The sequence below is a fragment of the Rhizobacter sp. Root404 genome, from assembly GCF_001425865.1.
Taxonomy (GTDB): domain Bacteria; phylum Pseudomonadota; class Gammaproteobacteria; order Burkholderiales; family Burkholderiaceae_C; genus LMDS01.
This window is the reverse complement of the sequence record NZ_LMDS01000004.1, coordinates 1790906-1804222: the sequence shown is the minus strand read 5'-3', so window position 1 is coordinate 1804222 and position 13317 is coordinate 1790906. Positions and strand designations below refer to the sequence as shown.

The 13317-nt window shown below is 70.1% G+C and carries 11 protein-coding genes; 5 read left to right on the top strand and 6 right to left on the bottom strand.

Annotated features, from left to right (window positions below):
• Positions 1–17: 17 nt before the first annotated feature.
• Together ASC76_RS12665 and ASC76_RS12660 are read right to left on the bottom strand one after the other, a co-directional pair.
• Entirely contained in the window at positions 18–476 is a 459-nt protein-coding gene (locus tag ASC76_RS12665) for a (2Fe-2S)-binding protein (protein WP_056466076.1), read from the bottom strand.
• A gap of 10 nt (positions 477–486) precedes the next feature.
• Entirely contained in the window at positions 487–2826 is a 2340-nt protein-coding gene (locus tag ASC76_RS12660; protein ID WP_056466074.1) for a molybdopterin cofactor-binding domain-containing protein, read from the bottom strand.
• A 151-nt stretch (positions 2827–2977) separates the two neighbouring features.
• Here ASC76_RS12660 and ASC76_RS12655 point away from each other — a divergent pair, with 151 nt between their 5' ends.
• Positions 2978–3718, top strand: coding sequence for a Crp/Fnr family transcriptional regulator (locus ASC76_RS12655; protein ID WP_082549069.1), 741 nt, complete (start codon positions 2978–2980; stop codon positions 3716–3718).
• A gap of 67 nt (positions 3719–3785) precedes the next feature.
• Here ASC76_RS12655 and ASC76_RS12650 read toward each other — a convergent pair whose 3' ends face one another.
• Positions 3786–4427 (bottom strand): ATP-binding cassette domain-containing protein, encoded by a 642-nt coding sequence (locus ASC76_RS12650; RefSeq protein ID WP_056466072.1) that lies wholly within the window; start codon positions 4425–4427, stop codon positions 3786–3788.
• On the bottom strand, positions 4424–5329 hold the full coding sequence (locus ASC76_RS12645) for an NAD(P)-dependent oxidoreductase (protein ID WP_056466070.1): 906 nt from the start codon (positions 5327–5329) through the stop codon (positions 4424–4426). The genes ASC76_RS12650 and ASC76_RS12645 overlap by 4 nt, the downstream gene beginning before the upstream one ends.
• Positions 5330–5702: 373 nt before the next feature.
• On the opposite strand from ASC76_RS12645, the gene ASC76_RS12640 reads away from it, so the two are divergent.
• The 3 genes from ASC76_RS12640 to ASC76_RS12630 are packed head-to-tail and all read left to right on the top strand — an operon-like array spanning position 5703 to position 8698.
• Positions 5703–6971, top strand: coding sequence for a CmpA/NrtA family ABC transporter substrate-binding protein (locus ASC76_RS12640; protein ID WP_056466068.1), 1269 nt, complete (start codon positions 5703–5705; stop codon positions 6969–6971).
• Positions 6972–6983: 12 nt separating this feature from the next.
• A complete protein-coding gene (gene ntrB / locus ASC76_RS12635) occupies positions 6984–7886 on the top strand; it encodes a nitrate ABC transporter permease (protein ID WP_056466063.1) in 903 nt (300 codons plus the stop codon).
• Between the two features lie 14 nt (positions 7887–7900).
• Positions 7901–8698, top strand: coding sequence for an ABC transporter ATP-binding protein (locus ASC76_RS12630; RefSeq protein ID WP_056467394.1), 798 nt, complete (start codon positions 7901–7903; stop codon positions 8696–8698).
• 25 nt (positions 8699–8723) lie between these two features.
• Here ASC76_RS12630 and ASC76_RS12625 read toward each other — a convergent pair whose 3' ends face one another.
• Positions 8724–9998: a type IV pili methyl-accepting chemotaxis transducer N-terminal domain-containing protein gene (locus tag ASC76_RS12625; protein WP_056466061.1), complete on the bottom strand. Its 1275-nt coding sequence runs from the start codon at positions 9996–9998 to the stop codon at positions 8724–8726.
• Positions 9999–10258: 260 nt separating this feature from the next.
• Here ASC76_RS12625 and ASC76_RS12620 point away from each other — a divergent pair, with 260 nt between their 5' ends.
• Entirely contained in the window at positions 10259–11530 is a 1272-nt protein-coding gene (locus tag ASC76_RS12620) for a nitrate/nitrite transporter (RefSeq protein WP_056467391.1), read from the top strand.
• A gap of 20 nt (positions 11531–11550) precedes the next feature.
• On the opposite strand, the gene ASC76_RS12615 is transcribed toward ASC76_RS12620, so the two are convergent.
• Positions 11551–13314, bottom strand: coding sequence for a bifunctional protein-serine/threonine kinase/phosphatase (locus ASC76_RS12615; RefSeq protein WP_056466058.1), 1764 nt, complete (start codon positions 13312–13314; stop codon positions 11551–11553).
• Positions 13315–13317 lie beyond the last annotated feature (3 nt).

The window sequence follows — 13317 nt, the reverse complement described above, 5'->3', positions numbered from 1 at the left end:
GCTTTCCTCGTGGTGCGCTACGGCATCTTCGCGGCCGCCGCCTTGATCGCCTCGCGGATCCGACCGTAGGTGCCGCAGCGGCACATGTTCTCGATCGCGTCGATGTCGGCGTCGGTCGGGCTCTTCGTGCGGCTGAGCAGGTCGACCGCGGCCATGATCTGGCCGGGTTGGCAGAAGCCGCACTGCGGCACGTCGCGGTCGAGCCAGGCCTGCTGCACCGGGTGCAGCACGTCGCCGGTGGCCAGGCCCTCGATCGTCGTGACCTTCTTGCCGGCGACCGAGGCCACGCTGGTCACGCAGGTGGTCGTCGCCTTGCCGTTGACCAGGCAGGTGCAGGCCTTGCACACGTTGGTGCCGCAGCCGTACTTGGGGCCGGTGATGCCGAGCTTGTCGCGCAGCACCCAGAGCAGCGCCAGGTCGCCAGGCGCATCGACGTTGACGGCCTTGCCGTTGACGGTGAAGGATTGGTTGGGCATGTGAGGCTCCTCAGGACAGGAAGACGGGCACGGCGATCTGGCCGGGGGCGACCGGCGTGTAGGCCGGCTGGGCATTGAGCGGGAACTTGCGCGGCTTGATGCCGGTGGCGCGCGCGTACGCGTTCGCGATCGCGCCCGAGTTGGCCGACAGGCCGACCTCGCCGAGGCCGCCGATCGCATCGCCCTTGTTCGGCATGATGATGATCTGCACGTTCTTCGGGTAGTCCTTCATCTTCGTGAAGCGGTAGTTCGCGTAGCTCGATTCGATCGGCAGGCCGGCCTTGATCGTCAGGCCGGCGTTGAGCACCAGCGCGATCGATTCGGCCAGGCCGCCCTGTAGCTGCGCCTCGATGCCCGACGGGTTGATCGGCTTGCCGACGTCGATCGCGATCACCGCGCGGGTGACCTTGGCGTTGGTCGGGTCGGTCGCGTCGATCTCGACCAGCGACGCGGTGAACGAGCGCGATTCCATGTGCACCGCGATGCCCTGCGCGCAGCCGGCCGGCATCGCGCGGCCCCAGTTGCCGGCAGCGGCCACCGCCTTCAGCACCGCACGGGCGCGTTCGACGCGCAGGTACTCGAGGCGGAACGCGAGCGGGTCCTTGCCGAGTTTGCGCGCGATCTCGTCGACGATGATCTCCTCGACGCTGCGCGCCGGCTGGATGTGCACCGACCGGTACGACACGGTGTTCATGTTGATCGCCACCGGCGTCAGCACCTTGGTGCTGACGCCGAAGTTGTACGGCGACGAGACCATCGTCTTGAAGAAGAACTCCTCGTAGCCGAGGTTGCCGACGGTCTGCTGCACCAGCGGCGGCAGCGAGCCGCCGGCGGCGGTGGTGATCTCGCCGTAGCCGTGGCGGGCGTCCAGGCGCACCGCGGCGACGCGCTGCTCGTAGCTGATCACCTGCCCGAGCAGCACGGTCGCGCGCACCTTGTGGTACTGCGGTGGGCGCAGCCGCGTCTGGCGGGTGTCGTCGGTGCGGTGGTACATCAGCTTGCAGGCGCGGCCGGTGATCTTCGAGACCTGCGCTGCGACCTGCACCGGGTCCCAGAACAGCCGGCGGCCGAACGAGCCGCCCGACGGCACGACGTGCACCGTGACCTTGTCGGCGGGCAGGCCGAGGTCGATCGCGATCGCCTGCTTGGTGATGATGGGCGTCTGCAGGCCGGCCCAGATCTCGGCGCGGTCGCTGCGCACGTCGGCGATCGCGCATTCCACTTCCAGCGGGCAATGCGTCGCGGCCGCGAACTGGAACTCGCCCTCGACCGTGACCGAACCGAGCGGCGGCAGCGCGAACGGCAGGATGGCCGACTTCAGCGTCGCCTGGATCGAGGCGTCGGACTGGCCGGCGAGCGGGCCGTTGCCCCAGGTGATGTCGAGCGCCGCGGCGGCCGCGTAGGCCTGGCCGAAGGTCTCGGCCATCACCGCGACGCCGGGTGGGTTCGGCACGATCGTGCCGCCGCTGGGGATGACGACGACCGCGATCACGCCGGGCATGCCGCTGACGGTGTTCAGGTTGTTGACGCTGACGACCGTGCCGCGGATCTGCGACGGCATGCGCAGCATCGTCGGCTTGGCGTTCGGCACGTCCTGGTCGAGCGTGAACTTCTTCTTGCCGGTGACGATGTCGCGCGCGTCGAGCCGCCCAGAGCGCACGCCGATCACCTTGTACTGCGACGCGCTCTTCGGCACCACGCCGGTCGGCAGCGGCAGCGCCGCGGCGGCCACGGTCAGCGAGCCGTAGGTCGCGGTGCGTCCGTCCGGCGCGATCACCACGCCGGCCACGACCGTCAGCCCGACGGTCGAGATGCCCCACTGCTGCGCCGCGGCGGCCAGCAGCCGGGCGCGCGCGCCGGCCGCGATCAGCGGCAGCGCCGCGTCGAAGCAGCGCACCGCGGCCGAGCCGCCGGAGATCTGGTTGAACACGAGTTCGGGCCGCGCGTCGGCGGCGGTCACGTCGACCATGCTCAGCGGCACGTCGAGTTCCTCGGCGATCATCATCCCGCAGGCGGTGGCGATGCCCTGGCCGGATTCCAGTCGGGGCAGGTCGAGCGAGACGCGGCCGTCGGTGCCGACGGCGACCTTCACCAGCGGCATCGTCGGCAGCGCGGTCTGCACCAGCGAATCGCCGACGTCGTAGTAGTCGACCGTGTCGGGCGGCGTCAGCGGCAGCGGCAGCGCCATCGCATCCGACGAGGCGGCCAGGTTGACGCCGAAGCCGGCGGCGACCGTCATCACCGGGGCCGACACGGCATAGGCCAGCAGGCTGCGGCGGCGCAGCGGCAGCGACGTGTCCGCCGGCGCGCTCGCGGGCGCCGGGTCGGCGCTCGTCTCGAGTTCGTTCATCGTTGTCTCCTGTTGTGGTGAGGGTGCGCGACGATGTTGCCGAGAAGGCCCGGCCAAGGTTGTCTTTGCGATGACATCTCTGACAAGCGTTTCCGATTGCATCCAATCGGCCGGGCCGCGCGTACGCGAGCAGTGGAGGAGGACAAACCCCATGCAGACGCTGGAGACGATGCTGCGCGCGAGCCTGTGGGCCGCGACGCTGACGCCCGACGAACTCGACCGCGTGGTCCGCGAGTCGCACGAACGCCGCATCCCGGTGGGCGGCAGCGCGATCCGCTGCGGCGCGCCGGCCGATCAGTGGATCGGCGTGATCGAAGGGCTGGTGAAGATGTCGGTGTCGCAACGCGACGGCCGGTTGTCGACCTTCACCGGCGTCACCGCCGGCGGCTGGGCCGGCGAAGGGTCGCTGTTGCGGCCGGGCATCTGGCGCTACGACGGTGTCGCGGTTCGGGACACCCGGATCGCCTGCGTCCCGCGCCACACCTTCGAACGGCTGGTCTCGACCAGCCTGCCGTTCAACCGGTTTCTTCTGTCACACATCAACGCGCGGTTGAGCCTGTTCATCGGCCTGGTCGAGTTCGACCGGCTGCTCGGACCCGATGCGCGGGTCGCGCGCTGCCTGGCGAGCCTGTTCGATCCCGACCTGTACCCCCAGGCCGGTTCGTACGTTCAGCTCAGCCAGGAGGAGATCGGGTTGCTGTCGTCGGTCTCGCGCCAGCGCACCAACCAGGCGCTGCACACGCTGGAGCGCGCCGGGCTGCTGCGCGTCGAATTCGGCGGCGTGATCGTGCTCGACCTGCCGGCGCTGCGCGCCTACAGCGGGGTGGCGCCGCCGCGCGGCGGCTGCGACGTGAAGACGCCGCTTCCCGGCGAACGGGGCCGCGCGCTCTAGGGTTTTCCCCGGAGGGGTGCACATCAATCTCCGTGGCGACTCGATGCCGCGGCTCTGAGCGCGTCGCTCAGGTGCGCAGGGGAAGCTCGACGGTGCCGGCCAACGCGACCTGGGTAATGCGTTCGGCGCTCGCGACGATCACCGCGCGTTGGGCGCTCGCCGCGACGCGTGCCAGCGCCGCCCACAGGCAGCGGATCGACGGTGCATCGAGACCGCCGGTCGGCTCGTCCAGCAGCACCAGCGGCCGGCCCGAGGCGAGCGCGGCGGCCAGCCACACCTTGCGCTTCGAGCCGGTCGACAGCATGTAGAGCGGCTTGTCGAGATGCGGCCCGAGTGCGAAGCCGGCGACGAGTTCATCCCAGCGCGCGGGGTCGAACGCGGCATCGCCGTCGCTGAGCATCGCGGTCGCCGCGCGCGCGGTCACCTGGTCGAGCGCGTCGGTCGCGGGCTCGCAGAAGACGCGTTGGCGGCGGTAGGCCGCGGCATCGGCATCGAGCGCAACGCCGTTCAAGGTCAACCGGCCCGCCGCCGCATGCAGGCCCGCGAGGGCGCGCAACACCGTCGTCTTGCCGCTGCCGGTGTCGCCGTGCAGCAGCGTCACGCCCGGCCGGATCGCGGCCGACCAGTGCGCGACCAGCGGCGCCGCACCCGGGTGCCCGACGCTCAAGTCGTCGATGCGCAGGATCACGTCGGCCGCGTTGCGGGTCATCGCGCCGGTTGCTGATACGTCTTGATCACCGCCGCATCGTCCAGCTCCGCCCAGCCGCGCGCCACCGTCTCGCGCAACCGCGCGAGCGCCGCGTCGCCGAGCGGCGTCGCGTGGTCGACGCTGGCGGCCAGCGCGGTCGCCAGGCCCATGTCCTTGGTCAGGATGTGGGCCGCGGCGCGCGGCGGCGTGTAGTCCTCGTCGAGCGCGCGCGCCATCCGGTCCTCGAACACCCACGACGCGCCGCTCGACGCGCGGATCAGGTCGTACATCGCGCGCGGGTCGAGCCCGAGCTTCGCGCTCAGCGCCAGGGCCTCGGCGCCCGCGACGAGGTTGACGCCCGCCAACAGGTTGTTGACGAGCTTGGCCTTGGCCGCGTCGCCGATCGCCTCGCCGACGACGAAGCGCTTCTCGGCCAGGTCGGCCAGTACCGTCCGCCACGGCGCGAGCGTGGCCGCCGGCGCGGCGATCATCATGCTCATCGCACCGGCGCGCGCACGCACCGGCCCGCCAGAGATCGGTGCATCGACGCAGGCGAGGCCGTGCGCCGCCAGCTGCGCCGCGAAGCGCACGGTGTCCTGCGGCGCGATCGTCGAGCACAGCACGACGGTGCGGGCGCCGGCGGAAGCGTGGATCGCGCCGTCCGCGCCGAACAGGACCTCGTCGATCTGCGCGGCGTTGACGACGATGACGAAAACGATGTCGGTCGCAGCGGCCAGCTCGCGCGGCGACGCGCACACCGTGATGCCGGCGGCGCGCGCCTGCACATCGGCCTCGGGCCGCACGTCGCGCGACCAGACGGCATGGCCGCGCTCTCGCAGCCGTTGCGCCATCGCCATCCCCATCGCGCCGACGCCGATCAGGCCGATGCGCGGGCTCGCCGGGTGGGCAGGGGTGGTGGTCATCGCGGGCCTTGTCGAAAGTGAACGGGAAGGGCGCACAGGCGTTGTGCGCCGCACCAACAAAGTCCTCCTCGCCGGTGCATCGCCGCGAGTTTAGGCGCGACGCCCCGGGCCGGACGCTGGCACATCGATTGCATAGGACTCCTGCGAAGGTCAACGGCGATCTTCGACATGGACATGGAATGCCCACGCCAACGCCGGCCGGCCTTTCATCGCTCCCGGCGCATTCCGCCCAGTCCGATCGTTCTGTCGGCCTGGTGACGGCCCTCTTGGCGCCTTCGACCCGACCCGATTCATCTCGCGCTGACGCCAGGGCATGGCCCCGACGCAGCAGCGTCGTGCACCGCTTCTCCTTCGACCTTCACGAGACCTGCCCATGACTTCGACGATCTCGACCCCGCCCCCGGCTCCCGTCCCCGATCTCCGTCGCCGCAGCCTGATCCGGGCCGCGGCCGCGGCCAGCGCCGCCGGCCTCGTTCCCGGCCTGCACACCGCGGTCTACGCACAGGGCTCCGACAAGCCCGAGAAGGAGGAGGTGCGGATCGGCTTCATCCCGCTGACCGATTGCGCGTCGGTGGTGATGGCCTCGGTGCTCGGTTTCGACAAGAAATACGGCGTCAAGATCATCCCGACCAAGGAGGCCTCGTGGGCCGGGGTGCGCGACAAGCTCGTCAACGGCGAGCTCGACATGGCGCATGTGCTCTACGGCCTGATCTACGGCGTGCACCTCGGCACCGCCGGTCCGAAGAAGGACATGGCCGTGCTGATGAGCCTGAACAACAACGGCCAGGCCATCACCCTGTCGAAGGCGCTTGCGGACAAGGGCGCGGTCGACGGCCCGTCGCTCGCCAGGCTGATGGCCAAGGAGAAGCGCGAGTACACCTTCGCCGGCACCTTCCCGACCGGCACCCACACGATGTGGATCCACTACTGGCTCGCCGCCTCCGGCATCAACCCGCTGAGCGGCGCCAAGCTGATCACCGTGCCGCCGCCGCAGATGGTGGCGAACATGCGCGTCGGCAACATGGACGGCTTCTGCGTCGGCGAGCCGTGGAACCAGCGCGCGATCATCGACGGCATCGGCGTCACCGCGATCACCACGCAGGACATCTGGAAGGACCACCCGGAAAAGACGCTCGGCACCACCGCCGACTTCGTCAAGAAGCATCCCAACACCTGTCGCGCCGTGATGATGGCCGTGCTGGAGGCGGGCCGCTGGATCGACGCGAGCCTGGCCAACAAGATGAAGATGGCCGACACCGTCGCCGAGAAGAGCTACATCAACACGAGTGCCGACGCGATCAACCAGCGCATCCTCGGCCGCTACCAGAACGGCCTGGGCAAGACCTGGGACGACCCGAACCACATGAAGTTCTTCAACGACGGCGCGGTCAACTTCCCGTACCTGTCCGACGGCATGTGGTTCCTGACCCAGCACAAGCGCTGGGGCCTGATGAAGGAACACCCCGACTACCTCGCGGTCGCGAAGCAGGTGAACCAGATCGAGCTCTACAAGCAGGCGGCCGGTGCGCTGAAGATCAGCGTGCCCAAGGACCCGATGCGCTCCAGCAAGCTGATGGACGGCGTGATCTGGGACGGCAAGGACCCGAAGAAGTACGCCGACAGTTTCGCGATCAAGGCCTGAGGAGTTGCCACCATGGTCAGTGCCGTCTTTCACACCTCGCTCGACACCCGGGGCCTCGCGGACAAGGCGGCGCCCGCCGTGAGCGTCGCCAAACCGCGGGCGGCGGCTCTCGCGTCGCCCGCGCCCGACAAGGCGGGCATCGACTGGCGCGCCTTCTTCATGAAGGTGCTGCCGCCGCTCGCGGGCATCGCGATCCTCGTCGGCATCTGGGCGCTGGCGACGCTGAACAGCACCACGTTCCCGACCCCGGCCGCGACCTTCACCGAGGCGGTCAAGGTGTTCTCCGACCCGTTCTACCGCAACGGGCCGAACGACCAGGGCATCGGCTGGAACATCCTGTTCTCGCTCGAGCGGGTGGCAGTCGGCTTCGGGCTCGCGGCGCTGGTCGGCATCCCGGCCGGCTTCATGATCGGGCGCTTCGAGTTCCTCAACAACATGGCCTCGCCGCTGATCAGCCTGCTGCGGCCGGTCTCGCCGCTGGCCTGGCTGCCGATCGGCCTCCTGGTGTTCAAGGCCGCGAACCCGGCCGCGATCTGGACGATCTTCATCTGCTCGATCTGGCCAATGGTGATCAACACCGCGGTCGGCGTGCAGCGCGTGCCGAGCGACTACCTGAACGTCGCGCGCGTGCTGAACCTGTCGGAGTGGAAGGTCGTCACGAAGATCCTGTTCCCGGCCGTGCTGCCGTACATGCTGACCGGCGTGCGCCTGAGCGTGGGCACCGCGTGGCTGGTGATCGTCGCGGCCGAGATGCTGACCGGCGGCGTCGGCATCGGCTTCTGGGTCTGGGACGAGTGGAACAACCTGAACGTCAAGCACATCCTGATCGCGATCTTCGTGATCGGCGTCGTCGGGCTGCTGCTCGAATGGACGCTGATCGCGATCGCCAGGCGCTTCAGCTACGACGACGTCTGACCGGAGCCATGACCATGCAGAATTTCATCCAGGTCCAGAACGTCGAGATGGTGTTCACGACCAAGAAGGGCCGCTTCCACGCGCTGCGCGAGATCGATCTCACGGTCGCGAAGGGCGAGTTCGTCACGCTGATCGGCCATTCGGGCTGCGGCAAGTCGACGCTGCTGAACCTGATCGCCGGCCTCACGCTGCCCACCGGCGGCGTGCTGCTGTGCGACAACCGCGAGATCGCCGCGCCCGGCCCGGAACGCGGCGTGGTGTTCCAGAACCACTCGCTGCTGCCGTGGCTGACCTGCTTCGAGAACGTGCACCTCGCGGTCGAGCGCGTGTTCGGCGCGACCGAGACGAAGGCGCAGCTCGCGGCGCGCACGCTCGCCGCGCTCGAATTGGTCACCATGGGCCACGCGGTGCAGAAGCGGCCGAACGAGATCTCCGGCGGCATGAAGCAGCGCGTCGGCATCGCCCGCGCGCTCGCGATGGAGCCGAAGGTGTTGCTGATGGACGAGCCGTTCGGCGCGCTCGATGCGCTGACCCGCGCGCACCTGCAGGACGAGCTGCTGAAGATCGTCGCGCGCACCCACAGCACGGTCGTGATGGTCACGCACGATGTCGACGAGGCGGTGCTGCTGTCGGACCGCATCGTGATGATGACCAATGGCCCGGCCGCGACGATCGGCGAGATCCTGCCGGTCGACCTGCCGCGCCCGCGCAACCGCGTCGAGCTGGCCGAAGACCCGCGCTACACCCACCTGCGCAAGGAGGTGCTGGACTTCCTCTACACCCGCCACGGCCACGTCGAGAAGGCGGCCTGAGCGACAGCGGCCTCCCCTCAGCCCTTCAGCCCATCAGCACCTGCATGTTGCGTTCGTACAGCGCGGTCAGCTGTTCGAAGGCCGCCAGCTCGGCCTCGCTCGATTCGCCCAGCGCGCGCTGGCCGGCGGCGCTGCGCACCTGCGTGGCGGCCTGGGTCAGCGTGGTCCAGGCGCGTTCGGCGGTCTCGATCAGGTCGCGGATCTCGCGCGCGTTCAGCGGCGTCGATCTCAGGTACTTCATCGCCTGCTCGAATTCGAGCGCGGTGTTGGCCATCGCGTCGCGGGCGCGCTGGCCGTCGTCGCCGGCGAGCAGCAGCCCGAGCAGCGCCTGCTTGGCAAAGCGCTGCGACAGCATGCGCTGACGGCCCGAGACGTTGATCACGTGCAGCGTCGTCACCAGGCCCGCCGTCTCGAGGTGCTGGGTCAGCTGGTCGGCCTGGGTGAGCACCTGCTCGGCCAAGCGGTCGAGCTCGGCGAGTTGCGCCACCGTCGGCGCGGCGCCGACCAGCGCGCGCAGTTGCGCCGACGATTGCGCGACGACGTCGAGGAGGTCGCCGAAGGTCGCCTTCGACAGGCGCTTGCCGAGCGCTGCGATGTTGGCGTCGAGTTGCTCGATCGAATCGGCCAGCTGGCGCTCGCCGAGCTCCGTGGCCGGCCCGGCCAGGCGCAGCGCACACAGCTTGACCAGCCGCTGCGACAGCATCCGCAGCTTGCCGGCGCGGTTGACCGCATCGGCGTAGTGCGCCGCGGCGATCACCTGCTGCGAGACCTGGCCGACCCGCTGCTTGCTGTGCATCGACGCCGTGCGCAGCGTGCGGAACGCGTCCTCCTCGGTCATCTGCAGTGCCCGCATCAGGATGCCCTTGGCGCGATCCACCAGCTTGCGCTCCTCGAACCGGTGCGACACGTCGGCCAGCTGCCCGCGCAGCTGCTGCTCGTGCCTGAAGCGCGCCTGCGCCACGTGCACCAGCGCGCGCAGCCGGTTGATCGCGTAGCCGTTGATCACGTAGGCGTGCACGCCGGCAGCGAGTGCGCGTTCGATCTTCTCGGCGTCCGGGTCGTTGGTGAACACGATCACCGGGCGCGCCGCGGTGGCGGCGAGAAGCTCCATGTCGCCGAACAGGCCGGGTTCGACCTGCGTCTCGTAACAGATCACCACGTCCGGCGTCAGGCGGATGGCCTCGTGCACCATGTTGCAGCGCAGCACCGCACCAAGCACGTGAATCCCGACCGCGGCCAGATCGGCCGGCAGGTCGGGCGCGCCAGCGGCGGACGATGAAATGACGAGCGCGGAAGTCATCGGATGGACGGGCCCTTACGCCGGGTGAATGAGATGCGGCGCGCTAAGCGCCGCCGGCAGGTGGATTGCAAGTTCGCGGCCAGCCCGCTGCAGTGCAGCATATTGGCATGGCGATTGCATTGAGGGAGGCAGGTGCGACGCTGCACCCTGACTGCCACGCACGCACTGCGGGTCACGCTCACACCGATGTGGGTCTGATGTGCCTCCTCCCCGCCGGCTCCGCCGGTGGCCACCACCTGGAGCCCGCCGTGTCGTCGTCCCTGTCCAACCTCAAGACCTTCGCGAACTCCGGCCACTGGCCGACGCTGTTCGCGTCCTTCCTCTACTTCGATTTCACGTTCGCGATCTGGGTCCTGAACGGGGCGATGGCGCCGTTCATCAGCGAGACCTTCGCGCTCGACGCGGCCCAGAAGGGCTTCATGGTCTCGGTGCCGATCATCGCCGGCGCGCTGATGCGCTTTCCGCTCGGCGTGCTGTCGCAGTACATCGGGCGCAAGAACGCGGCGATGGTCGAGATGGGGCTGATCATCGTCGCGCTGCTGTACGGCTGGAAGTTCGTCGACTCGCACAACTCGGTGCTCGCGATGGGCGTGCTGCTGGGCATCGCCGGCGGCAGCTTCGGCGTCGCGCTGTCGCTCGGCTCGGGCTGGTACCCGCCGAAGTACAAGGGCCTGGCGATGGGCATCGCCGGCGCCGGCAACTCGGGCACGGTGCTGGCCGTGCTGTTCGCGCCGCCGCTGGCGATGAAATACGGCTGGACCGCGGTCTACGGCCTGGCCGCCGCGACCATGGTGCTGCCGATGATCGTGATGTGGTTCGCCGCCAAGGAACCGCCGGACCGCGAGCACCAGACGCTGCGCGAGCACGTCGCCTGCCTGTTCGAGAAGGACGGCTGGGCCTTCAGCCTGATCTACATCATCACCTTCGGCGGCTTCATCGGCCTGGCGAGCTTCCTGCCGAGCTACTTCTACGACCAGTTCAAGGTCACCAAGGTCGAGGCCGGCCAGCTCACGATGCTGGCCACGCTGATGGGCTCGGCGGTGCGGGTGGTCGGCGGCTACGTGTCGGACCGCATCGGCGGCATCGCCACGCTCAGCGGCGTGCTGATGCTCGTGATCGTGACGCTGGTGCTGTGCGGCATGGCGGGCCAGTCGGTCGCGATAACCACGCTGCTGTTCATGGTCTGCTTCGCCGCGCTCGGCGCCGGCAACGGCGCGCTGTTCCAGCTCGTGCCGCTGCGCTGGCCGCTGACGACCGCGGTGGCCGGCTCGATGATCGGCGAGATCGGCGCGCTGGGCGGCGGTTTCATCCCCAACGCGATGGGCCAGAGCAAGCAGCTCACCGGCAGCTACTTCTGGGGCTTCGTCGCGTTCGCGGTGCTCGCGGCGGGGATGCTGGTGATGCTGCGCGTCGTGCAGATCCGCTGGACCCGCACCTGGGCCGAGAAGGGCGGCCGGGCGCTTCCGCAGACGGCGCCCGCCGACACGCCCGACTACGGCGGCCTGCGGGCCGGCAAGGTGCTGCCGCGATGAACCGCACCCGGCCCGCGCCGTCAGCGCGGCAGAAACAGCAGCCAGTAGATCAGCAGCGCGTTGAACAGCAGCGACGCGCCGAGGGCAATCTGCCACAGCGCGGTCGGGTGACGCGCCAGCAGTGGCGTGCCGGCGAGCGCGGCGAGCGGGCGCGAGGCGCCGCGCTCCAGCGCCAGCACCAGTTCCTCGGCGGTCTCGAAGCGCTGGCGCGGGTCGAGCGCGACCGCCTTGAGAGCCACCTGGTCGAGCCAGATCGGCACGTCGGGCCGCAGCCGCGACGGCGGCTTCGGGTCGCGCCGGAAACGGCCGCCCTGGTAGGGCTCGATCTCGCCGTACGGCAGCTTGCCGGTCAGCCACTGGTACAGCGTGACGCCGAGTGCGTAGAGGTCGCCGGGCGCGTCAGCGGGTTGCGGCTCGGCGTCGCCCAGGCCCCACTGCTCGGGGTTCATGTAGCTCGGCGTACCGGCATGCAGCGCGCGCAGCGCGGCCGGGTCGCTGCCCGACAGCGCGGCGCCGAGGTCGAGCACGCGCCACTGGCCGTCGTCGCCGAGGTACAGGTTGCCGGGCTTGATGTCGCGGTGGATCACGCCGTGGCGGTGCAGCCGGGCCAGCGCGCGGGCGACCGCGATCGTGCCGTCGACGATGTCGGCCACCGCGAAGCGCCGGCCCTGGCCGAGCATCGCTTCGAGCGTGACGCCGGCGTGCCAGTCGAACACGGTGTAGAACGCGCTCGGCTGCGCGGGTTCATGGGTGCAGACGAAGCCGGCCTCGCCGCGCGGCGGGTGGCGCTCGGCGACGCGGCTCGCGAGCCAGGCCTCGTGCACCAGCATCGCGCGCTCCTGCGCGTCGTGGGCACGCGATTCGTGCAGCGTCTTCAGCACGACAAGCGCGCCGCCCGCGATCTCGCGCGCCTGGTAGAGCCGGTGCACGCCGGTGTCGGCGAGCGGCGCGGTGATGACGTAGCCGTCGACCGTGTCACCGACCTTGCGGCGCTGCAGTGCCGGCAGGCCGCGGCCCTGCAGCAGCGCGTCCTCGAAGCGGCTGGCGTCGAGGCCGTTGACGCGCAGCACCAGCGCGGTCGCGTTGTCGCGGGTGCCGGCTGCGATGGCCGCGTTGACGATCGCCTCGCTCGCCGCCTGCGCGCTCGCGTGGGCACCGGCCAGCGCCAGCAGGCGGGCGCGGTCGAGCACGCCGTGCACGCCGTCGGTCGTCAGCACGAAGGTGTCGCCGATGCGCAGCTCGCCCTGCTCGAAGTCGACGCGCACGCGGTCGTCCAGGCCCATCGCGCGGGTCAGGCGGCTGCGCTGGAAGGCCTCTTCGAACGCGTGGTCCTGGGTCAGCTGCACGCAGTCGGTGGTGCTGCCCGGCGCGTCGCGCAGCAGCCAGGCGCGCGTGTCGCCCACGTGCGCGAGCATCCAGGCCTGGCCGCGCAGCACCAGCACCGTCAGCGTGCTCATCGCGAGCGGGGCGTCGGCGCCGTCGCGCGCGCCCTGCCGGCGCCGGTTGTGGTCGGCCAGCCAGGCGTTCTGCGCACTGATCAGGCGATCGAGCACGACCGAGGTCTCCCAGGTGTCGGGCGCGCCGTGGTAGTCGGCGACGACGCTCATCACGCTGGTCTGCGCCGCCTCGCGGCCGGCCCCGCCGCCGCTGACGCCATCGGCGATCGCGGCGACCACGCCGCGCGTCGCATCGCCGGGCGCGGGGCGCGCGGCGGCGGCGAAGTCCTCGTTGCGTTCGCGCGGCCCTTGCAGGCTGAAGTGCCCGATGTCGACGTCGAAGCTCATGGG